The organism is Salipiger sp. ABF4_146 (assembly GCF_056161345.1).
Genome location: NZ_JBSWYX010000036.1, coordinates 1 through 22,292, shown reverse-complemented (window position 1 = coordinate 22,292; position 22,292 = coordinate 1). Strand labels below are relative to the sequence as shown.

Here is a 22,292-nt window from a genome sequence, read left to right as displayed (position 1 = left end):
TTCCGTCCTCCTCAGAGCCACTCGGCGCGGGCGCGCAGCATTTGTTCCTCCAGCACCACCTCCAGTACCGGCGTCAGCATCCGGGCCAGATCGTGACCTGCCTTGGTGTCGGCGGGGTAGTGAATGCCGGCCCACTCGCGGTTCTCGGCGATGCGGCGGGCACTGCGGAACAGTTCGACGATGCCCGGATGTTCGGGCAGCACGCGGCTGAAGACGAAGGCGATCGAAAACGACTGCAGCGCATGGTTCGACGGCCAAGACGCATGCGCGGGCACCGGGATATAGGGTCGCAACCGCGGGTCCACCGCGCTGGGGCGCGGGACGTTGAAGCGTTCCTTATACCGCATGCCCACTTCTTCGGCGAGCCGGGCGACCATCAGGAACAGCGCCACGGTGTGGTCGTAGCCAGAAAGGCTTTCGACCCCGAGCGGGCGCAGATACCCCGAAAGCTCCAGTTCGGCCTCGCGCAATATCTCGTCCTTACGCCCACGATGGGCATCGGTCTCGCGCAGCGCCTGCTTTTCGAAAAGCTCCACTGTCTGGCTGTGCAGGTCCGACAGGGCAGGGGGCAGGCCGATGGGCAGATCGATCCAATAAGCGCGCATCTGGTGCAGCAGGTCGATCTCGCGCCACGGTAGTAGGATATCTCCGTATTCATATGACGCGCTGCCGCCTTCGACATTGGTGCGGTTTCTGTTGCGGTTGCGATTTCGGTTCCGGTTTCTATTGCGATTTCGGTTCCTGTTGCGGTTCCGGTTCAGCACCGCCGAGGCACCACCGCTGCCCGCGGCATTCGCCCCCAGCACCGCCGCGCCACCCGCGACCAGCGGTGGCCGGGACTTGGCGGGTGCGCTCAGTTCAAAACTGTCGCCCACCGCCAACAGCCAGCTTTCTCGAAGGGTCTTTCCGAATGAAGACATGTCCCTCTCCCGATATTCAGCAAATCGCTTTTTTCAAACCCGCGGACAAAATGAGGCGTCCGTTTTCATCATTTACCGCCATTCGATTCCGGTCCACCCAATTGGGCGAGAAATCCGGGTCCATCTCTCGGATGCGCCCGATGAGGGACCGCGCCTCGTCAAGCTGGCCAAGATGCGCGAGGCTGATGGCGGTGTAGCGCAGGGCCGCGCCGAAGCGTGGGCGCCGGGCCAGAATACGCTGACCCAGTTCGGCGGCGCTGTCGAACCGCGCTTCGAGCGTGTCGATCATGCAGCGCGTTTGCTCGTAGGTGAAGACCAGCGGGCTGCAGTGCCCGAGCGCCTCGGCCCGGCGCGAGGCGGTGGCGGCCAGATCGTAGCGCGCGGTGTAAAGCGCGTGCAGCGCCAGATGGTCCCAGCTGATCGCCATGTAGGGATTGATCTCCACCGCGCGTTTGAGCAGCAGTTCGGCGCCCAACATGTCGTGCAGCACATAGGCCTTGGCGTGGCCGGCCAGCGCCATGGCGACGCCGTTCCACGGCTGCTCGGCCTCGACGCGGGCCACCAGATCGGCGGTTTCCTCTGCCACCTGCGGCGAGAAGCTCTGCCAGTGTTCGCCCACGGTGAAGGTGTTCAGATAGGCGAGAATGCTCAGGTAGCTGGTATTACGGGTGATGTTATAGGCGCGCTGAAGCTCGCCTTTTAGCGCGTCCAATGCGCCGTGATCGAGGCGGAACATCTCGACGATGGCGTGGAATGGCGAGATCACCTCGTCCCGGCGCACGCCCTGCGGCGAGGTCAGCGTGTGGCAGATGCGATCCATCGCCTCGCCGACAAAGCGGGCCAGAGAGGGACTCTCGATGCTCATCTGCGTCTTGTCGATTGGCGCTGAGGATAATGACCAAAGCAGACTGTTGTCGCTGCCCCGAAAGGCTTGCATCCGCAGCCCCGCACTGGAGCCAAAGCAGCTGCTGCTCATGCGTAGCAGAATGTCCGGTCGGTCGTGCAGGCTGTCGCCAGTGGCGCTGCCGGGAAGGGACTCGCGGAAATCGTTGATCGTTGTCGGGACGAGGTGCTGAACGCCAAAGATCAATTGCTCAAGCAGCGTGTCGGTCTGAAATCGCAGCAGGCTGTCGGCGGTTTGGTTGGCGCTTGGGAGCAGGCCGATCACCGCACCGCGATGCGGGGCTTGCGATATTGTGGAGAGTGCGGCGGAGGGCGCCGTCGGAGCAGGGGCTTGCGCGGGATGGGCGAGCAAGCGCTCGCGCCAGTGGCTGCGCTGCACGCGCAGCCAATCCTCGAACTCGTCGTCCGCCGAGCGAAGGTCCAGTCCTTCGAGCAGATCGGGCACCGCCGCGCCGACGCGACTGCGCAACTGTGCGGCCTCGGCAGGGTCATCGAGTGCCAGCACGTCAATCCAAAGCGCGTCGGTGCGCAGGCTTACGCTGGCACTGTCGCTGCTAAGGAGGTCAATGCTGGACGCCTTCGCCAGATCCCTGCGCAGGGCATAGAGCGCGCTGCGCAGGCTTTGCGAGGCGTAATGGCTCTCCTTGTTGGCCCAGATCAGGCTTTGCAAGCGACTGCGGCGCATGGTGCCGCGCGGGGCGAGGGCGAGCATCGCCAGAACAGCCTGCGCAGGCTGGCTCTGCGGCGTGCAGTCTCGGCCCTCGCAGTCCTGCAGACACAGTGGGCCGAATAGATGCAGCCGAAGGGATTTGTTCTCGTCAACCAAGGCTCTCAAATGCGCCCACTTTTTGCGAAACTTAAAGACAATCGTCGCGCGGATCATGCGCCAGAAATGTTGCCGCCGTCAGCAAAAAACACTTTATGGGAGAGCGGGGCGACCTCTGAGCCGGAATATTTCAGAAAATCTCGATCGATACACATGCAAAGGGCCGCCCCGGAAAAACCGGGGCGGCCCTGCATTAGCAACGTAGGGATAACAATCATCCCTACATTTTGTATGCGCTATGGCTTACGACACCACATCGTTGATGCGGCCTTGAAGCTGCGCATCGTTATCGTCGGTGTAGATCAGCGCGCGGATTTCGCTGACTTGCTCGGCGGTGAGCGCGGTCAGATCGGCGTCCGGTGCAAGATCCTGAATGCGTGCAATCTCTGCGGGGGTCAGCGTCGGGGTCGCATCTTCACCGAGGGCGAGAAGCTGAGCACGGACGTCATCACCGTCGTCGGCACCGTTGATGAGCGCCAGAGCGTCGGCGCGCTGTTCACCGTTCATCATCATCACGGTTTCGGCGGGCAGATACTCTTCAATCTGCGCCAGCTGCTCGCTCGAGAAGGTCATCGGAGCGTCGTCGCGCATGGCGATGGCTTCGATCTTCTCGGCCTTGTGGATGTCCGAGTCGCCGCCGTTGGCGATGGCCATGGCTTCGATCACCTGCTGTTCGCTCAGCATCTCCACATTCACATCGGGCGCATAGGTGTTGATCAGGTTGGTCTGTTCTTGCGTGGCGGCCAGTGCGCCGGTGGCAAGAACCGAAGAAAGGGCGGTAATCGTAAGAAGGCGTTTCATCGTGTGATACTCCAAGTACTGTTTCCATGTAGCGACTGGCGTGTCTGCGTTCGTCGCTTCTGGCCACCCAACCCCCTCAAGCCGAAAAGCGTTCCCCCGCCGATGCGGCAAAATTTTGCGTGTGTTTTCTGTGAACTGCATTGAAACGGTGGGGGCGGTGGCCAAGCGTGCGCGAACGCAAGTTTTGAAAAAAGGTTCCCTCACGTCAGGCCTCTGTGAATAAGATTCTTGTTACTTTCCGAGGCGAAAAAATGCTGAGGTGCCGCCACTTACACCGACAACTGCGCCGGTCGCACGTGCGCTTCTTTGCGCTGAACACGCGCAGCGGCGAAACGTCTGGGCGCACGCGGCGTGGCGGTTGCCTCTTCGACGCCGGACTCTGCTTGTCACAAGCCTCTGCCGGGCGTATACGACCCGCCAACCGAGGATTTCCCGCAAGGCAGACCTGCATGACCAACCCGCTCCAGTTCATTCAGCAGACGCGGTCCGAGATCGGCAAGATCGCCTGGCCGACCCGTCGCGAAGTGGTGCTGACCACGATCACCGTCTTTGTCATGGCGACGCTGACCGCGATTTTCTTCGCGCTGGTCGACATTCTTATCCGCACCGGCCTTCAGGGCCTGCTGTCCTTCTTCGGCTAAGTCGGGGCAGGGGCCTCTGCGCTTTCTGAATGCGCGGACCGCCCAAGGGGCACCCGCACCAAGAAGAAGCACCGCTAGGACGCGGTGGCGCTGTGGGGGACCGCCCCTTGAAATCGGCGTCGGGTGGCGGTAGTGCACAATCCACTTTCCCAGAGCGGGCGTGCAGCGATTCGGTTGCACGCCGGTTTTCTTTTGGGGCGCGGCGCATCCGCGACGAACCTGCAGCGCACCTTCGGGCGCGCATCTGAACAGGCCGCTGGCAAGGTGGCCGAGAAACGAAGAGGGGCCCGATGGCGAAGCGGTGGTATTCGGTGAGCGTTCTGTCGAACTTCGAGAAGAAGATCGCGGAGCAGATCCGTCAGGCGGTGGCCGAGCAGGCGCTTGAGGACCAGATTGACGAGGTTCTCGTGCCGACCGAAGAGGTCATCGAGATCCGCCGCGGCAAGAAGGTCACGACCGAGCGCCGCTTTATGCCGGGCTACGTGCTCGTGCACATGGAAATGTCGGACCAGGGCTATCACCTGGTCAACTCGATCAACCGGGTGACCGGGTTCCTTGGCCCGCAGGGCCGCCCGATGCCGATGCGCGACGCCGAAGTTCAGGCGATCCTCGGCCGGGTTCAGGAAGGCGAAGAAGCGCCCCGCACTCTCATCCACTTCGAGGTGGGCGAGAAGGTCAAGGTCAACGACGGCCCGTTCGAGGGCTTCGACGGCATGGTCGAGGGCGTGGACGACGACAACCAGCGCCTGCGCGTGTCGGTGTCGATCTTTGGCCGGGAAACCCCGGTCGAGCTGGAATTCACTCAGGTCTCGAAGCAGGCCTGAGCGTCTCGGCGGGGGTGACCTCGCCAACCGGTGGGAGGCGAGGGCAGCGCGCTGCCCAGACCAGACCACACCAGGAAACGCCTCGCGGACGCGTCCGTGGGGCATGGAAAAAGGAGAGGCCAGATGGCCAAGAAACTTGCTGGCAAGATGAAGCTGCAGATTCCTGCAGGCAAAGCCAACCCGTCGCCGCCCGTGGGCCCGGCACTGGGTCAGCGCGGCATCAACATCATGGAATTCTGCAAGGCGTTCAACGCCAAGACGCAGGACATGGAAGTTGGCGCACCCTGCCCGACCGAGATCACCTACTATCAGGACAAGTCCTTCACCATGGACATCAAGACGCCCCCCGCGTCTTACTACCTGAAGAAGGCAGCCGGTCTGAAGCCCGTTGGCAAGCGTAACCGTCCCCGTGGTGCCGAGAACCCCGGCCGCGAGACCGTTGCGACCGTCACCGTCGCTCAGGTGCGCGAGATCGCCGAAGCGAAGATGAAGGACCTGTCGGCGAACGACGTCGAGCAGGCAATGCAGATCATCCTTGGCTCGGCCAAGTCGATGGGCATCGAGGTGAAGTAAGATGGCAAAACTCGGAAAACGCACCCGCGCCGCCCGTGAAGCCTTTGCCGGCAAAGAAGACGTGACCGTCGAAGAAGCGGTCGCTCTGATCAAGGCAAACGCCTCGGCCAAGTTCGACGAGACCGTCGAGATCGCCATGAACCTCGGCGTCGACCCGCGCCACGCAGACCAGATGGTCCGCGGCGTTGTCGGCCTGCCCAACGGCACCGGCAAAACCGTGCGCGTTGCTGTCTTCGCACGTGGCCCGAAAGCTGAAGAAGCTCAGGCCGCTGGCGCAGATATCGTGGGCGCGGAAGACCTGATGGAAACCATCCAAGGTGGCACCATCGATTTCGACCGCTGCATCGCGACCCCGGACATGATGCCGATCGTCGGCCGTCTGGGCAAAGTGCTCGGCCCGCGCAACCTGATGCCGAACCCGAAGGTCGGCACGGTGACGATGGACGTCGCTCAGGCAGTCAAAGACGCCAAAGGCGGTCAGGTTCAGTTCAAGGTGGAAAAAGCCGGCGTGATCCACGCGGGCGTTGGCAAAGCGTCCTTTGACGAAGCCAAGCTCGCCGAGAACATCCGCGCCTTCGTCGGCGCCGTCTCCAAGGCGAAGCCGGCCGGTGCCAAAGGCACCTACGTGCAGAAGATCTCGCTCAGCTCGACCATGGGCCCGGGCGTGTCGGTGGATGTGACCTCGGCCAACGTCGAGTGATCTGATCCGGTCTGATTGCGAAGGCCCCGCCGGAAACGGCGGGGCCTTTTGCATGTTCGGCTGGGGCTCAGCGCAGGCGGCTGGCGGTGTTCAGCACCATGAAAGATGCCTTGAAGCATAGCGGTCCGACCAGAAGTGCCAGCACAAAGGCGATCGGCCATGCTGTAAGCCAGTGCTGCATCCACGTGCCGAACCAGCCCGGCATGAAGCCGAGGGGCAAGGCGCTGAAGATGCCTGTCATCAAGAAGGACATGCTGCCTGAGATGAAGGCTTGTGCGAGCAGCAGGGTAGAGCGGGATGTGGTCATTGCAGACTCCATGAATATGTCAGGTGCGACATGGCATAGGCATGGGGCTGTGGAAGGCCGAAGGTGCTTTGCGGTTCCACGGGGCCCCTGGTGAACAGGGTGCCGTGGGTTCGCGGAACGACTAACTCCACGCGGCGAGCGCGGTGGCCGGGCTAACCGAACCGGCCTGACGTTTTTCGGCATGGGCTATCTAGAGGGTGCCTGTCGTTCCGTCAATGTCGCGATATCCTCGCCATTGCATCTATGCGCGCCACTGCTAGACTGCGCCTCTTCGCAAACAAGGCGATCTGGCCTTGGCAATGGGCGCAAAACCCGGTATGCGAAGCAGACGAGGGCAGCGCACGATTCGTGGCGGCCCTCGATTTCGTCCGAGACGGTGGGTGAGCGTCCGATCATTCGATCTGATTTCTCTTAAATCCTGCCTGAGACGGGAAGAGACATAACGTTCCGGGCCTTGTGTTCCGGTGGCGCGATGTGACGACCCGATCGGACCTTGAGGCCGGGGAGACCCGGCAGAACGAGCCGGAGGGGTCGAATCCCCTCCATAACTTGGAGTGAAACTGTGGATAGAGCCCAGAAAGAGAAAGTGGTCGAGGAACTCGGCCAGATCTTTGAAAGCTCTGGCGTCGTGGTGGTTAGCCGCTACGAAGGTCTCACGGTTGCCGAGATGACGGATCTTCGTGCCCGCGCCCGCGCGGCTGACACGTCGGTTCGTGTCGCCAAGAACAGGCTCGCCAAGATCGCTCTCAAGGGCACCGAATGCGAAAGCATCTCGGAATACCTCGAGGGTATGACCGTTCTGACCTACTCCGAAGACCCCGTGGCAGCTGCCAAGGTGGTTGAGGACTTCGCCAAGGCAAACTCGAAGTTCGAGATCCTCGGCGGTGCAATGGCAGGAACGGCTCTGGACCGGGCCGGTGTCGAGGCCGTGTCGAAAATGCCGTCGCGCGATGAGCTTATTGCTTCCATCGTCGGCTGCATCGGCGCGCCCGCTTCGAACATCGCCGGTGCGATTGGCGCACCTGCATCGAACATCGCTTCGATTCTCTCGACCATCGAAGAGAAAGCGGCGTAACGGCATCCCCCAGATCTTCGTGGGGTTGAATACCCGCACGTTGGAACACATCTAGCTAGACGGAATACGTAAAATGGCTGATCTTAAAGCACTTGCAGAGCAAATCGTCGGTCTGACGCTGCTCGAAGCACAAGAACTGAAAACCATCCTCAAAGACGAGTACGGCATCGAGCCCGCAGCAGGCGGCGCAGTGATGATGGCCGGCCCGGCAGGCGGCGACGCAGCTGCTGCTGAGGAAGAAAAGACCGAATTCGACGTGATCCTCAAGTCGGCAGGCGACAAGAAGATCAACGTGATCAAAGAAGTCCGCGGCATCACCGGTCTTGGCCTGAAAGAAGCCAAAGAGCTGGTCGAAGCAGGCGGCAAGCCGGTCAAAGAAGGCGTGTCCAAGGACGAAGCCGAAGAGATCAAGAAGAAGCTCGAAGAAGCAGGCGCGGAAATCGAGCTCAAGTAATTGCTGTCCGGGTCTGCCCGGAGCAATTGAGAATGCAGGCTGGATCCGGAGATTTCCGGGTCCAGCCGAACCCGTCTCAGAGAGGCCCTTTCTGCCGCAGGGCCGGGGCTTCTCTCAGGCGAGTTCCAGGATCGGGAGGCCTCTGGTGGGACAGGGGCCAGGAATGGATCGGAACACTGCCGTCTCGGATGGATGCGCTGCTGGTGCCCGACAGCACGCGTGTCCAGTGAGAAGCGAAAGGTGAACAGACCTATGGCGCAAAGCTTTCTTGGCCAGAAACGTCTCCGCAGATATTACGGTAAAATTCGCGAGGTTCTGGAGATGCCGAACCTCATCGAGGTTCAGAAAAGCTCCTACGAACTCTTCCTGAAATCCGGCGACCAGCTGCAGCCGACTGACGGCGAAGGCATCAAAGGCGTCTTCCAGTCGGTCTTCCCGATCAAGGATTTCAACGAGACCGCCGTTCTCGAGTTCGTGAACTACGAACTGGAAAAGCCCAAGTACGACGTCGAAGAGTGCATGCAGCGCGACATGACCTACAGCGCGCCGCTGAAGGTCACCCTGCGTCTCATCGTGTTCGATATCGACGAGGATACCGGCGCCAAGTCGGTGAAGGACATCAAGGAACAAGACGTCTTCATGGGCGACATGCCCCTGATGACACCGAACGGCACGTTCATCGTGAACGGCACCGAACGGGTGATCGTGTCCCAGATGCACCGTTCGCCGGGCGTCTTCTTCGATCATGACAAAGGCAAGACGCACAGCTCGGGCAAGCTGCTCTTCGCCTGCCGCATCATTCCCTACCGCGGCTCCTGGCTCGATTTCGAGTTCGACGCCAAGGACATCGTCTTTGCGCGCATCGACCGCCGCCGCAAGCTCCCGGTCACGACCCTGCTTTATGCCCTGGGTCTCGACCAAGAGCAGATCATGGATGCCTACTACGACACCGTGACCTACACGCTGCGTCGTGGCGAAGGCTGGGTGACCAAGTTCTTCCCCGAGCGGGTGCGCGGCACGCGCCCGCAGCATGACCTCGTGGATGCAGACACCGGCGAGATCATTGCCGAGGCCACCAAGAAGGTGACCCCGCGCGCGGTGAAGAAGCTGATCGACGAAGGCAAGGTGCAGAACCTGCTGCTGCCGTTCGAGCAGATCGTCGGCAAGTTCGTCTCCAAGGACATCATCAACGAAGAAACCGGCGCGATCTACGTCGAAGCCGGCGATGAGCTGACCTGGGAAGTCGACAAAGACGGCGACGTGACCGGCGGCACTCTGAAAGAGCTGGTCGACGCGGGCGTCACCGAGATCCCCGTTCTCGACATCGACAACATCACCGTCGGCGCGTACATGCGCAACACGATGGCGCAAGACAAGAACATGGACCGCAACAGCGCGCTCATGGACATCTACCGCGTCATGCGTCCGGGCGAGCCGCCGACCGTCGAAGCCGCTTCGGCGCTGTTCGACACGCTGTTCTTCGATGGTGAGCGTTACGACCTCTCGGCCGTGGGCCGCGTCAAGATGAACATGCGTCTGGCGCTCGACAAGCCGGACACCCAGCGCACGCTGGACCGCGACGATATCGTCAAGTGCATCAAGGCGCTTGTCGAACTGCGCGATGGCCGTGGCGAAGTGGACGACATCGACCACCTCGGCAACCGCCGCGTCCGTTCCGTCGGCGAACTGATGGAAAACCAGTACCGTGTCGGCCTGCTCCGCATGGAGCGCGCGATCAAGGAACGCATGTCGTCGGTCGAGATCGACACCGTCATGCCGCAGGACCTGATCAACGCAAAGCCCGCCGCGGCTGCCGTGCGCGAGTTCTTCGGCTCGTCGCAGCTGTCGCAGTTCATGGACCAGACCAACCCGCTGTCGGAAGTGACGCACAAGCGTCGCCTGTCGGCGCTTGGGCCGGGCGGTCTGACCCGCGAGCGCGCAGGCTTCGAGGTGCGCGACGTGCACCCGACGCACTACGGCCGGATGTGCCCGATTGAAACGCCGGAAGGCCCGAACATCGGTCTGATCAACTCGCTGGCCACCTTCGCGCGCGTCAACAAGTACGGCTTCATCGAAACCCCGTACCGCAAGGTTGTCGACGCCAAGGTCACCGACGAAGTCCACTACATGTCGGCGACCGAGGAAATGCGTCACACCGTGGCGCAGGCCAACGCGACGCTGGACGAAGAGGGCAAGTTCATCAACGACCTCGTGTCGACCCGCCAGTCGGGCGACTACACGCTGGCACCGCGCGAAAGCGTCGACCTGATCGACGTCTCGCCGAAGCAGCTGGTCTCGGTGGGTGCCTCGCTCATCCCGTTCCTCGAAAACGACGACGCGAACCGCGCACTGATGGGCGCGAACATGCAGCGTCAGGCCGTGCCCGTCCTGAAATCCGAGGCGCCGCTGGTCGGCACCGGGATCGAAGAGGTTGTGGCACGCGACTCCGGCGCGGCGATCATGGCCAAGCGCGGCGGCATCATCGACCAAGTCGATGCGCAGCGTATCGTGATCCGTGCGACCGATGGTCTCGAACCGGGCGATCCGGGCGTGGACATCTACCGCATGCGCAAGTTCCAGCGCTCGAACCAGAACACCTGCATCAACCAGCGTCCGCTGGTGAAAGTGGGTGACAAGGTCGGCAAAGGTGAAGTGATTGCAGACGGCCCGTCCACCGACATCGGTGAACTCGCGCTCGGCAAGAACATCATCGTCGCCTTCATGCCCTGGAACGGCTACAACTACGAAGACTCGATCCTGATCTCCGAGCGCATCGCGCGTGACGACGTCTACACCTCGATCCACATCGAGGAATTCGAAGTCGCCGCCCGTGACACCAAGCTTGGGCCGGAAGAGATCACCCGCGACATTCCCAACGTCGGCGAGGAAGCCCTGCGCAACCTCGACGAAGCCGGTATCGTGTATATCGGTGCGGACGTGGAGCCGGGCGACATCCTCGTGGGCAAGATCACTCCGAAGGGCGAAAGCCCGATGACGCCGGAAGAGAAACTCCTCCGTGCCATCTTCGGTGAGAAAGCTTCGGACGTGCGTGACACCTCGCTGCGCGTGAAGCCGGGCGACTACGGCACCGTCGTGGAAGTTCGTGTCTTCAACCGTCACGGTGTGGAGAAAGACGAACGTGCGCTGCAGATCGAGCGTGAAGAAGTCGAACGTCTGGCCCGTGACCGGGACGACGAACTCGCCATCCTCGACCGCAACATCTACGCCCGTCTGAAGGACCTCGTCCTGGGCAAGACCGCGGTGAAGGGTCCGAAGGGCGTGCGCCCGAACTCGGAGATCGACGAAGAGCTTCTTGAAAGCCTGAGCCGCGGCCAGTGGTGGCAGCTTGCTCTCGCCGAAGAGGCGGACGCGCAGATCGTCGAGGCCCTGCACGAGCAGTACGAGGCGCAGAAGCGCGCGCTCGACGCCCGTTTCGAGGATAAGGTCGAGAAAGTCCGTCGTGGCGACGACCTGCCGCCGGGTGTGATGAAGATGGTCAAAGTCTTCGTCGCGGTGAAGCGCAAGCTGCAGCCTGGCGACAAGATGGCTGGCCGCCACGGCAACAAGGGTGTTGTGTCGCGCGTGGTTCCGATCGAGGACATGCCGTTCCTTGCGGATGGTACCCCGGTCGACTTCTGCCTCAACCCGCTGGGCGTGCCGTCGCGTATGAACGTCGGTCAGATTCTTGAAACCCACATGGGCTGGGCCGCACGCGCTCTGGGCAACCAGATCGACGAGGGCCTGCAGGAATACCGCCGTTCCGGCGACATCACCCCGGTTCGCGAGGCGATGCGTCACGCGTATGGTGCCGAGGTCTACGCCGAAGGCATCGAGGGCATGGAAGAGGATCAGCTTCTTGAAGCAGCCTCCAACGCCACCCGCGGTGTGCCGATCGCAACGCCGGTCTTCGACGGCGCCAAGGAAGCCGACGTGAACGACGCGCTGACGCGTGCAGGCATCAACCAGTCCGGCCAGTCCGTGCTGTTCGATGGCCGCACCGGCGACCAGTTCGCGCGTGAGGTGACGGTGGGCGTGAAGTACATGCTCAAGCTGCACCACCTTGTCGACGACAAGATCCACGCACGTTCGACCGGCCCGTACTCGCTCGTCACGCAGCAGCCGCTGGGTGGTAAGGCGCAGTTCGGTGGCCAGCGTTTCGGGGAGATGGAAGTCTGGGCTCTGGAAGCCTATGGCGCCGCCTACACCCTGCAGGAAATGCTGACCGTGAAGTCGGACGACGTGGCAGGCCGGACGAAGGTCTACGAAAGCATCGTCAAGGGCGAGGACAACTACGAGGCGGGCGTTCCCGAGAGCTTCAACGTTCTCGTGAAAGAAGTCCGCGGCCTCGGCCTGAACATGGAACTCCTGGACGCGGAGGACGAGGAATAACGGCCCTTCCAGCCACCGCGCGGGGCACCGGCCTCGCGCGGCTCCTCTCTCCAAGCCCTGTCATTTAGGAAGACGACATGAACCAGGAACTGACGAACAACCCGTTCAACCCGCTGACCCCGCCGAAGGTGTTCGACGAGATCAAGGTGTCGCTGGCCTCGCCCGAGCGGATCCTCTCGTGGTCCTACGGCGAGATCAAAAAGCCCGAGACGATCAACTACCGTACGTTCAAGCCCGAGCGTGACGGCCTGTTCTGCGCGCGCATCTTTGGCCCGATCAAGGACTACGAATGCCTGTGCGGCAAGTATAAGCGCATGAAGTATCGCGGCGTCGTCTGCGAAAAATGCGGCGTCGAAGTTACCCTGCAGAAAGTCCGCCGCGAGCGGATGGGCCACATCGAGCTCGCAGCTCCCTGCGCGCACATCTGGTTCCTGAAGTCGCTGCCCTCGCGCATCGGCCTCATGCTGGACATGACGCTGCGTGACCTCGAGCGCGTGCTGTACTTCGAAAACTACGTGGTGATCGAGCCGGGCCTCACCGATCTGACCTACGGCCAGATGATGACCGAGGACGAGTATCTCGACGCGCAAGACCAGTACGGCGCCGACGCGTTCAGCGCCAACATCGGTGCCGAAGCGATCCGCGAGATGCTGGCCGCCATCGACCTCGAGGCCGAGGCCGAGCAGCTGCGCGCCGACCTCAAGGAAGCGACCGGCGAGCTCAAGCCCAAGAAGATCATCAAGCGTCTGAAGGTGGTGGAATCCTTCCTCGAGTCGGGCAACCGCCCCGAGTGGATGATCCTCACCGTGATCCCGGTCATCCCGCCCGAGCTGCGCCCGCTGGTGCCGCTGGACGGCGGCCGCTTTGCGACCTCGGACCTGAACGACCTGTACCGCCGCGTGATCAACCGGAACAACCGCCTCAAGCGGCTGATCGAACTGCGCGCGCCGGACATCATCGTCCGCAACGAAAAGCGGATGCTGCAGGAAGCCGTCGACGCTCTGTTCGACAACGGACGTCGTGGCCGCGTCATCACCGGCGCGAACAAGCGCCCGCTGAAGTCGCTGTCGGACATGCTCAAAGGTAAGCAGGGCCGCTTCCGTCAGAACCTTCTGGGTAAGCGCGTCGACTTCTCGGGCCGTTCGGTCATTGTGACCGGTCCGGAACTCAAGCTGCACCAGTGCGGCCTGCCGAAGAAGATGGCGCTCGAACTGTTCAAGCCCTTCATCTACTCGCGCCTCGAGGCCAAAGGCCTGTCGAGCACCGTGAAACAGGCGAAGAAGCTGGTCGAGAAGGAACGTCCCGAGGTGTGGGACATCCTCGACGAGGTGATCCGCGAGCACCCGGTTCTGCTGAACCGCGCGCCGACGCTGCACCGTCTGGGCATTCAGGCGTTCGAACCCCAGCTGATCGAAGGCAAGGCCATCCAGCTGCACCCGCTCGTCTGCTCGGCGTTCAACGCTGACTTCGATGGCGACCAGATGGCCGTTCACGTGCCGCTGTCGCTTGAAGCTCAGCTTGAAGCGCGCGTGCTGATGATGTCGACGAACAACGTTCTGTCGCCTGCAAACGGCAGCCCGATCATCGTTCCGTCGCAGGACATGATCCTTGGTCTGTATTACACCACCATCATGCGCGAAGGCATGAAGGGCGAGGGCATGAAGTTCTCGAACATCGAAGAGGTGGAGCACGCTCTGACCTCCGGTGAGGTGCACCTGCACGCCAAGATCGAGTGCCGCGTCAAGCAGATCGACGAAGAGGGCAACGAGGTCGTCAAACGCTACGAGACGACCCCGGGTCGCGTACGCCTCGGCGCGCTGCTGCCGATGAACGCCAAGGCTCCGTTCGATCTGGTCAACACGCTGCTGCGTAAGAAAGACGTGCAGAAGGTCATCGACACCGTCTACCGTTACTGCGGTCAGAAAGAGTCGGTCATCTTCTGTGACCAGATCATGTCGATGGGCTTCAAGGAAGCGTTCCGCGCCGGCATCTCGTTCGGCAAGGACGACATGGTCATCCCCGACAACAAGTGGGAACTGGTCGAGGAAACCCGCGATCAGGTGAAGGACTTCGAGCAGCAGTATCTCGACGGTCTGATCACCCAGGGCGAGAAGTACAACAAGGTGGTGGACGCCTGGTCGAAGTGTAACGACAAGGTCACCGACGCCATGATGAACACCATCTCGGCCAACAAGCGCGCCGAGGACGGGTCGGAAATGGAGCCGAACTCGGTTTACATGATGGCCCACTCCGGTGCGCGTGGCTCGGTCACCCAGATGAAGCAGCTGGGCGGGATGCGCGGCCTGATGGCGAAGCCGAACGGCGACATCATCGAGACCCCGATCATCTCGAACTTCAAAGAAGGCCTGACCGTTCTCGAGTACTTCAACTCGACCCACGGTGCCCGTAAGGGTCTGTCGGATACCGCTCTGAAGACGGCGAACTCGGGTTACCTGACCCGTCGTCTGGTGGACGTCGCGCAGGACTGCATCGTGCGTGCGCACGATTGCGGCACTGACCGCGCGATCACCGCGGAAGCGGCTGTCAACGACGGTGAAGTCGTGGCCTCGCTCGCAGAACGTATCCTCGGCCGTGTTGCCGCGGACGACATTCTGCACCCGGTCACCAGCGAAGTGCTGGTCCGCGCCGGTCAGCTCATCGACGAGCGTATGGCCGACGTGATCGACGAAGCCGCCGTGCAAACCACGCGCATCCGCTCGCCGCTGACCTGTGAGGCCGAAGAGGGCGTCTGCGCCATGTGCTATGGCCGTGACCTCGCACGCGGTACCATGGTCAACACTGGTGAGGCTGTCGGCATCATCGCCGCGCAGTCGATCGGTGAGCCCGGCACGCAGCTGACGATGCGGACATTCCACATCGGCGGCGTTGCGCAGGGTGGCCAGCAGTCCTTCCAGGAGGCCTCGCAAGAGGGCATCATCGAGTTCGAGAACGCCTCGACCCTCGATAACGCCATCGGCGAGACCCTCATCATGGGCCGCAACATGAAGCTGCGGATCATGGGCGAGGACGGCAAGGAACGTGCGAGCCACAAGCTCGGCTACGGCACCAAGCTGTTCGTCAAGGAAGGCCAGACGGTCGCCCGCGGCGACAAGCTGTTCGAGTGGGACCCCTACACCCTGCCGATCCTGGCGGAGGCGGACGGTGTCGCCAAGCACGTCGACCTCACCAATGGTGTGGCCGTGCGCGATGAGACCGACGAAGCCACCGGCATGACCCAGAAGATCGTGATCGACTGGCGTGCGGCACCGAAGGGCAACGAGCTCAAGCCGGAAATCATCCTGATGGATGCCGATGGCGAGCCCGTCCGCAACGCGGCCGGTAACCCGATCACCTACCCGATGTCGGTCGACGCGATCCTGTCGTGCGAAGACGGGCAGGAGATCAAGGCCGGTGACGTTCTGGCGCGTATCCCGCGTGAAGGCGCGAAGACGAAGGACATTACCGGTGGTCTGCCGCGTGTGGCCGAACTCTTCGAGGCGCGTCGTCCGAAGGACCACGCGATCATCGCCGAGATCGACGGCTATGTGCGCTTCGGCAAGGACTACAAGAACAAGCGCCGCATCGCGATCGACCCGGTCGACGACACGATGGACACCAAGGAATACATGATTCCGAAGGGCAAGCACATTCCTGTGGTCGAAGGCGATTACGTCCAGAAGGGCGACTACATCATGGACGGCAACCCGGCGCCGCATGACATCCTTGCGATTATGGGTGTCGAGGCTCTGGCGAACTACATGATTGACGAAGTCCAGGACGTCTATCGACTGCAGGGCGTGAAGATCAACGACAAGCACGTTGAGGTCATCGTCCGTCAGATGCTGCAGAAGTGGGAAATCCACGACTCCGGCGATACGACGCTGCTCAAGGGCGAGCACGTGGACAAGGCGGAGTTCGACGCGGCCAACGAGAAGATCGAGAAGAAGGGCGGCCGTCCGGCCACCGGCGAACCGATCCTCCTCGGCATCACCAAGGCGTCGCTGCAGACCCGCTCGTTCATCTCGGCAGCCTCCTTCCAGGAGACCACCCGCGTTCTCACCGAGGCATCGGTGCAGGGCAAGAAGGACAAGCTGGTCGGCCTCAAGGAGAACGTCATCGTCGGCCGTCTGATCCCGGCGGGCACCGGTGGCGCGACCCAGAAGGTGCGTCGCATCGCGACCGAGCGCGACAACAAGGTGATCGAAGTGCGCCGCGACGAGGCCGAACAGGCCGCGCTGCTGGCCGCGCCCGACGCTGCTGCCGAGAGCGACGTGATCGGTGGCGACGAGTTCGACACGCTGGTCGTCGATACGCCGGAAAGCCGCGAGTAATCTCGGCCGGCGATCGGCTCTGAAAAGATTGGCCCCCGCGCTTCGGCGCGGGGGCCTTTTTTGTGGCCGTGGGGGGGACAGGGCGGCTCGCCTTCGGTGGTCTCTTTACGGATGGCGTTGCGCCCGACCTTCGACGCCGCACCTGCCAGTCGCAGCCCGACGCAGGGGGCGCTGCCCCCTCGCCGCTGCGCGGCTCACCCCCGGCGTATTTTTCGAAGAGAAGAAGACACGCTTCCGGGCGATCTCACGTCGGCGCGCGGTTCGCAGTGGTGGCAGCGCGGCCGCGGTGCTAGCGCAGAGGGCATGACCAAACTGCCCGACAACAGCCGCGGCGTGCTCCTGATGATCGGGAACATGGCCGCCTTCACCTTCAGCGATGCCTGCGTGAAAGCCATTGGCGACGCGCTGCCGCTGTCTCAGGTTCTGGTGCTGCGCGGGATCGTGGCGAGCTTGTTCATTGCGTTTCTCGCGCTGCGCCTTGGCGCGCTGACCCACCGGCCTGCGCCGCGCGACGGCGTGGTCATGCTTGTCCGAGGGATCGCCGAATGCGGCGCGGCGTTCTTCTTCCTGACCGCATTGCGCAACATGCCACTGGCCAATGCCACAGCGCTGTTGCAGATGGTCCCGCTGACGGTCACGCTGGGCAGCGCGGTGTTCTTCGGTGAGCCGGTCGGCTGGCGGCGCTGGCTGGCGATCGCTGTCGGCTTTTGCGGCATGCTGTTGATCGTGCGGCCCGGCAGCGAGGGGTTCAACGTCTTCTCGGTCTATGCACTTCTGGCGGTGGCGGCGGTCACGCTGCGTGATCTGGCGACGCGGCGGCTGTCTGCGGGTGTGCCTAGCATGCAGGTGACGCTGTCTTCGGCGGTGCTGGTCATGCTCTTTGCCGCTGGCTGGTCGATCAGCGAGGACTGGCAGCCGCTGGACGCGCGTCTTGCCGGGTTGATGCTTGGCACCTCGCTGCTGATTGTCGCCGGCTATACCTTCAGCGTCATGGTGATGCGGGTTGGTGAGGTCGGCTTCATTGCGCCGTTCCGGTACACCGGATTGCTGTGGGCGCTGTTGCTCGGGCTTGTGCTGTGGGGGGAACTCCCCGAGCCGATCACCCTGCTTGGCGCGGCGGTGATCGTGACGATGGGCTGTTTCACGCTCTGGCGCGAGCGGCAGTTGCGGCGCGCGGGCGGTGGTCAGGTCGTGGCGGCGGGGGAGAAGACTCGGCGGATTTGATCGCAATCGACCGCGAAGCGGCGCTGGATCTCGGCTTCGCCTTCGGCATCGAGGCGCGGAAGATCGACGGGTTTCACGTGCTTCTTCTGGCGCGAGTCGTTGTGGTCATTGTGGCCGCGCAGGTACATTGGGCTGTCGGTGAAGCTGAGCATCGGCATGAACTGGTTTAGCTTCTGGTGGCCGAAGTTCATGATGCTCTGGCGCACGCCGGGCGCTACCGCCACCGCCTGTGCGACCCCCCAGAAGGGGGTGACGCAGGGCTCGGCGCAGAGCCCCCGCGCGTCCGGACGCGCGATGTAGCCGCGGTTCCAGTCCAGTGCCACGAGCCGGTGACGGGCCCGCAGCGCGGAAATGTCGAGAGCCGCGGCGCGGAGCTCCTCAATGAAGGTCACCGCAACGGCGTCGTCGTCGTCATGGCGGAACTCGAGGCAGGGCTGATCCATGTCGCGTGCGGCGTTGATCACCTGCTGGCAGACCTTGCGGTGCGGCCCGGGCGGGCGGGCGACGATGCGGGCTTGCGGAAAATCCGCGAGCAGCGCCCGCAGCCGCTGCAGATAAACCTGCGGCATCGACTCTCCGACCAACACGAGGAAGATGAAATTCGGGTCGGACTGCGCCTTCAGGCCGGGCAAGCAGATGCATTCGAAGTGCCGCAGCCTTTCCTCCATCCGCGCGGGCGCGTAGAGATAATCGATGCGGTCCTCGATGCTTTGGTGTTCGACCTGAAAGCCGCCTTCGGCGGGATAGGAAAAACGGCACAGGCCGATGATCTGCATGATGTCAGGCTCCGCGGGATTGTCCCGCGTATGGTTGGCATTGCCACGCCGGGGTGACAAGCGCCGGCTCATGTTGACAAGCCCGGCGACTCCCCCTATACGCGCCTCAATCCGGCGGAAGGCCCAAGTGCGTCCGCCGCATTCTACTGAACTAGCGTGGTCAAGATCGGCGTCACAGGCCCCGATCCTCTGCAGACCCACCGCGACGTCACCCATGTCCGGGGACGTATGCGGTATTTTGTCGTTACTGGCCTCAGGTTGGTTGCGGCCTGGACAAAACCGGTGACCTGCGGACGCGCAGGGCGCCTGATTGCTTGAACCGCATGGGGGGCTCCCCGTGCACCACATATGTGAGAATTACGGGGAACAACCCATATGCCCACGATCCAACAGCTGATCCGCAAGCCGCGGCAGCCCAAAGTCAAACGTTCGAAGTCGCAGCACCTGGAACAGTGCCCGCAAAAGCGCGGCGTCTGCACCCGCGTCTACACCACCACGCCGAAGAAGCCGAACTCGGCTATGCGTAAGGTGGCGAAGGTGCGTCTGACCAACGGCTACGAAGTCATCTCCTACATCCCGGGTGAATCGCACAACCTGCAGGAGCACTCGGTTGTGCTCATCCGCGGCGGCCGTGTGAAAGACCTTCCGGGTGTCCGCTATCACATCCTGCGCGGTGTCCTCGACACCCAGGGCGTCAAAGACCGGAAGCAACGCCGCTCCAAATACGGCGCGAAGCGTCCGAAGTAAGAGGATATATAAATGTCTCGTCGTCACGCCGCCGAAAAACGCGAAGTCCTGCCCGACGCCAAGTATGGCGACCGGGTTCTGACCAAGTTCATGAACAACCTGATGATCGACGGCAAAAAGTCGGTCGCAGAGCGCATTGTCTACAACGCCCTTGAGCGCGTTGAAGGCAAGGTGAAGCGCGCGCCCGTGGAAGTGTTCCACGAGGCTCTGGACAACATCAAGCCGGCCGTCGAAGTTCGTTCGCGCCGCGTTGGTGGTGCCACCTACCAGGTGCCCGTCGAAGTGCGCCCCGAGCGCCGCGAAGCCCTGGCAATCCGCTGGCTGATCGCCGCATCGCGTTCGCGTAACGAGAACACGATGGAAGAGCGTCTCGCAGGTGAGCTTCTGGACGCCGTGCAATCGCGTGGCTCCGCTGTTAAGAAGCGCGAAGACACTCACAAGATGGCCGACGCGAACAAAGCGTTCAGCCACTACCGCTGGTAAGCTTCGGAAAGGCAAACCAACATGGCACGCGACTATCCCCTCGAGCGCTACCGCAACTTCGGGATCATGGCCCACATCGACGCGGGCAAGACCACGACGACGGAACGCATCCTGTATTACACCGGCCGTTCGCACAAGATCGGCGAAGTCCACGATGGCGCAGCCACCATGGACTGGATGGAGCAGGAGCAGGAGCGCGGCATCACGATCACGTCCGCCGCGACCACCACGTTCTGGCAGTGGCAGGAAGATCCGACCGCCGAAGGCACCTCGGACACCAAGTTCCGCTACAACATCATCGACACCCCCGGCCACGTTGACTTCACCATCGAAGTCGAACGTTCGCTGGCCGTGCTCGACGGCGCCGTCTGCCTTCTCGACGGCAACGCCGGTGTGGAACCGCAGACCGAGACCGTTTGGCGTCAGGCCGACCGCTACAAGGTGCCGCGCATCGTGTTCGTCAACAAGATGGACAAGATCGGTGCCGACTTCTTCAACTGCGTGGAGATGATCAAGGACCGCACGGGTGCAACCCCGGTTCCCGTCAACTTCCCGATCGGTGCGGAAGACAAGCTGGAAGGCATCGTCGACCTTGTGACCATGGAAGAGTGGGTCTGGCAGGGTGAAGACCTCGGCGCATCCTGGGTGCGCCAGCCGATCCGCGACGACCTGAAGGCCACCGCCGACGAGTGGCGTTCGCACCTCATCGAGAATGCTGTTGAGCAGGACGATGATGCGATGGAAGCCTACCTCGAAGGCGAAGAGCCGGACATCGCGAAACTGCGCGAGCTGATCCGCAAGGGCACGCTGTCGCTGTCCTTCGTGCCGGTTCTTGGTGGCTCGGCGTTCAAGAACAAGGGCGTGCAGCCCCTGCTCAACGCCGTGGTCGACTTCCTGCCCGGTCCGCTCGACGTTCCGCCGTACATGGGCTTCTCGCCCGACGACGAGACCGAGACCCGGAACATCGCCCGTCGCCCCGGCGACGAGGAGCCGTTCGCTGGCCTCGCGTTCAAAATCATGAACGACCCGTTCGTCGGCTCGCTGACCTTCACCCGCGTTTACTCGGGCATCCTTGAAAAGGGTGGCACCGTGATGAACTCGACCAAAGGCAAGCGTGAGCGCATCGGCCGGATGATGATGATGCACTCGAACTCCCGCGAGGAGATCGATTGGGCCGGTTCCGGCGACATCATCGCGATCGCAGGGCTGAAGGAAACCACCACCGGTGACACGCTGTGTGACGCCAACAAGCAGGTGGTTCTGGAAACCATGACCTTCCCCGATCCGGTTATCGAGATCGCGGTCGAGCCGAAGACCAAGGCCGACCAGGAGAAGATGTCCCAGGGTCTGGCGCGTCTGGCCGCAGAAGACCCCTCCTTCCGCGTGGAGACCGACCTCGAGTCCGGTCAGACCATCATGAAGGGCATGGGCGAACTTCACCTGGACATCCTGGTTGACCGTCTGAAGCGCGAATTCAAGGTCGAGGCGAACATCGGTGCGCCGCAGGTGGCCTATCGCGAGACCATCGGTCACGAGATCGAGCACACCTACACCCACAAGAAGCAGTCGGGTGGTTCGGGTCAGTTCGCAGAGGTCAAGCTGGTGATCAGCCCAACCGAAGCGGGCGAAGGCTACTCGTTCGAGAGCAAGATCGTCGGCGGTGCGGTTCCGAAGGAATACATCCCGGGCGTCGAGAAGGGCATCAAGTCGGTCATGGACTCCGGTCCGCTGGCAGGCTTCCCGGTGATCGACTTCAAGGTCGCGCTGATCGACGGTAAGTTCCACGACGTGGACTCCTCGGTTCTGGCCTTCGAAATCGCGTCGCGGATGGCAATGCGCGAAGGTCTGCGCAAAGCCGGCGCGAAGCTGCTCGAGCCGATGATGAAGGTCGAGGTGGTCACGCCGGAAGAGTACACCGGTTCGATCATCGGTGACCTCACCTCCCGCCGTGGTCAGGTGTCCGGTCAGGAGCCGCGCGGCAACGCCGTCGCCGTTCAGGCCTTCGTGCCGCTGGCCAACATGTTCGGCTACATCAACACCCTGCGCTCCATGTCCTCGGGCCGCGCGCAGTTCACGATGCAGTTCGACCACTACGATCCGGTTCCGCAGAACATCTCGGACGAGATCCAGGCGAAATACGCATAAGCAGCGGTGCGGGGCCCAGCCCCGCACCCTACCCAAGTAGGGTGCGTGATCACACGCACCGCCACCGACCAAGGAGGCCATCATGGCAAAGGAAAAGTTTGAGCGCGGCAAACCGCACTGCAACATCGGCACGATCGGTCACGTTGACCACGGCAAAACCACGCTGACCGCAG

At 62.5% G+C, this 22,292-nt stretch carries 18 protein-coding genes; 13 read left to right on the top strand and 5 right to left on the bottom strand.

What is annotated here, in order from left to right:
* Positions 1-11: 11 nt before the first annotated feature.
* From ACXAJT_RS26205 to ACXAJT_RS26195, 3 genes are all read right to left on the bottom strand, one after another.
* A complete protein-coding gene (locus ACXAJT_RS26205; protein WP_475241521.1) occupies positions 12-920 on the bottom strand; it encodes a phosphatase PAP2 family protein in 909 nt (302 codons plus the stop codon).
* Positions 921-936: 16 nt separating this feature from the next.
* A complete protein-coding gene (locus ACXAJT_RS26200; RefSeq protein WP_475241519.1) occupies positions 937-2,535 on the bottom strand; it encodes an AfsR/SARP family transcriptional regulator in 1,599 nt (532 codons plus the stop codon).
* Between the two features lie 357 nt (positions 2,536-2,892).
* A complete protein-coding gene (locus tag ACXAJT_RS26195; protein WP_475241515.1) occupies positions 2,893-3,450 on the bottom strand; it encodes a hypothetical protein in 558 nt (185 codons plus the stop codon).
* A gap of 449 nt (positions 3,451-3,899) precedes the next feature.
* Here ACXAJT_RS26195 and secE point away from each other — a divergent pair, with 449 nt between their 5' ends.
* The 4 genes from secE to rplA all read left to right on the top strand — a co-directional run bounded on the left by secE (position 3,900) and on the right by rplA (position 6,188).
* A complete protein-coding gene (gene secE / locus ACXAJT_RS26190; protein WP_066104015.1) occupies positions 3,900-4,091 on the top strand; it encodes a preprotein translocase subunit SecE in 192 nt (63 codons plus the stop codon).
* Positions 4,092-4,381: 290 nt separating this feature from the next.
* Positions 4,382-4,915, top strand: a complete 534-nt coding sequence (gene nusG / locus ACXAJT_RS26185; protein WP_475241513.1) for a transcription termination/antitermination protein NusG — start codon at positions 4,382-4,384, stop codon at positions 4,913-4,915.
* 123 nt (positions 4,916-5,038) lie between these two features.
* Positions 5,039-5,488, top strand: coding sequence for a 50S ribosomal protein L11 (gene rplK, locus ACXAJT_RS26180; RefSeq protein WP_066104020.1), 450 nt, complete (start codon positions 5,039-5,041; stop codon positions 5,486-5,488).
* A gap of 1 nt (position 5,489) precedes the next feature.
* On the top strand, positions 5,490-6,188 hold the full coding sequence (gene rplA / locus ACXAJT_RS26175; RefSeq protein ID WP_475241511.1) for a 50S ribosomal protein L1: 699 nt from the start codon (positions 5,490-5,492) through the stop codon (positions 6,186-6,188).
* A gap of 67 nt (positions 6,189-6,255) precedes the next feature.
* Here the strand turns inward: rplA and ACXAJT_RS26170 are convergent, their stop codons facing one another.
* Positions 6,256-6,495, bottom strand: a complete 240-nt coding sequence (locus tag ACXAJT_RS26170) for a DUF2798 domain-containing protein (RefSeq protein WP_475241508.1) — start codon at positions 6,493-6,495, stop codon at positions 6,256-6,258.
* Between the two features lie 562 nt (positions 6,496-7,057).
* On the opposite strand from ACXAJT_RS26170, the gene rplJ reads away from it, so the two are divergent.
* The 5 genes from rplJ (at position 7,058) to ACXAJT_RS26145 (ending at position 17,968) form a co-directional block, all read left to right on the top strand.
* The gene (gene rplJ, locus ACXAJT_RS26165) at positions 7,058-7,570 is read left to right on the top strand and encodes a 50S ribosomal protein L10 (RefSeq protein WP_475241506.1); all 513 of its coding nucleotides are present in this window, start codon (positions 7,058-7,060) and stop codon (positions 7,568-7,570) included.
* A gap of 73 nt (positions 7,571-7,643) precedes the next feature.
* A complete protein-coding gene (gene rplL, locus ACXAJT_RS26160) occupies positions 7,644-8,024 on the top strand; it encodes a 50S ribosomal protein L7/L12 (RefSeq protein ID WP_475241503.1) in 381 nt (126 codons plus the stop codon).
* 252 nt (positions 8,025-8,276) lie between these two features.
* Positions 8,277-12,413, top strand: coding sequence for a DNA-directed RNA polymerase subunit beta (gene rpoB, locus ACXAJT_RS26155; RefSeq protein WP_475241534.1), 4,137 nt, complete (start codon positions 8,277-8,279; stop codon positions 12,411-12,413).
* 77 nt (positions 12,414-12,490) lie between these two features.
* Positions 12,491-16,744 carry a DNA-directed RNA polymerase subunit beta' gene (gene rpoC, locus ACXAJT_RS26150; RefSeq protein WP_475241500.1) on the top strand — a complete coding sequence of 1,418 codons (4,254 nt, stop codon included), beginning with the start codon at positions 12,491-12,493 and terminating at the stop codon, positions 16,742-16,744.
* 303 nt (positions 16,745-17,047) lie between these two features.
* Positions 17,048-17,968: a DMT family transporter gene (locus tag ACXAJT_RS26145; RefSeq protein ID WP_475241498.1), complete on the top strand. Its 921-nt coding sequence runs from the start codon at positions 17,048-17,050 to the stop codon at positions 17,966-17,968.
* On the opposite strand, the gene ACXAJT_RS26140 is transcribed toward ACXAJT_RS26145, so the two are convergent.
* Positions 17,929-18,744, bottom strand: a complete 816-nt coding sequence (locus ACXAJT_RS26140; RefSeq protein WP_475241495.1) for a putative rhamnosyl transferase — start codon at positions 18,742-18,744, stop codon at positions 17,929-17,931. The two genes, ACXAJT_RS26145 and ACXAJT_RS26140, sit on opposite strands and share 40 nt — an antisense overlap.
* Before the next feature lie 375 nt (positions 18,745-19,119).
* On the opposite strand from ACXAJT_RS26140, the gene rpsL reads away from it, so the two are divergent.
* From rpsL to ACXAJT_RS26120, 4 genes are all read left to right on the top strand, one after another.
* Positions 19,120-19,491 (top strand): 30S ribosomal protein S12, encoded by a 372-nt coding sequence (gene rpsL, locus ACXAJT_RS26135; protein WP_005862801.1) that lies wholly within the window; start codon positions 19,120-19,122, stop codon positions 19,489-19,491.
* A gap of 12 nt (positions 19,492-19,503) precedes the next feature.
* Positions 19,504-19,974 carry a 30S ribosomal protein S7 gene (gene rpsG / locus ACXAJT_RS26130; protein ID WP_066104045.1) on the top strand — a complete coding sequence of 157 codons (471 nt, stop codon included), beginning with the start codon at positions 19,504-19,506 and terminating at the stop codon, positions 19,972-19,974.
* A gap of 21 nt (positions 19,975-19,995) precedes the next feature.
* Positions 19,996-22,119, top strand: coding sequence for an elongation factor G (gene fusA, locus ACXAJT_RS26125; protein WP_475241493.1), 2,124 nt, complete (start codon positions 19,996-19,998; stop codon positions 22,117-22,119).
* Between the two features lie 82 nt (positions 22,120-22,201).
* The coding region (locus ACXAJT_RS26120; protein WP_258095572.1) for a GTP-binding protein at positions 22,202-22,292 on the top strand (91 nt) is incomplete at its 3' end.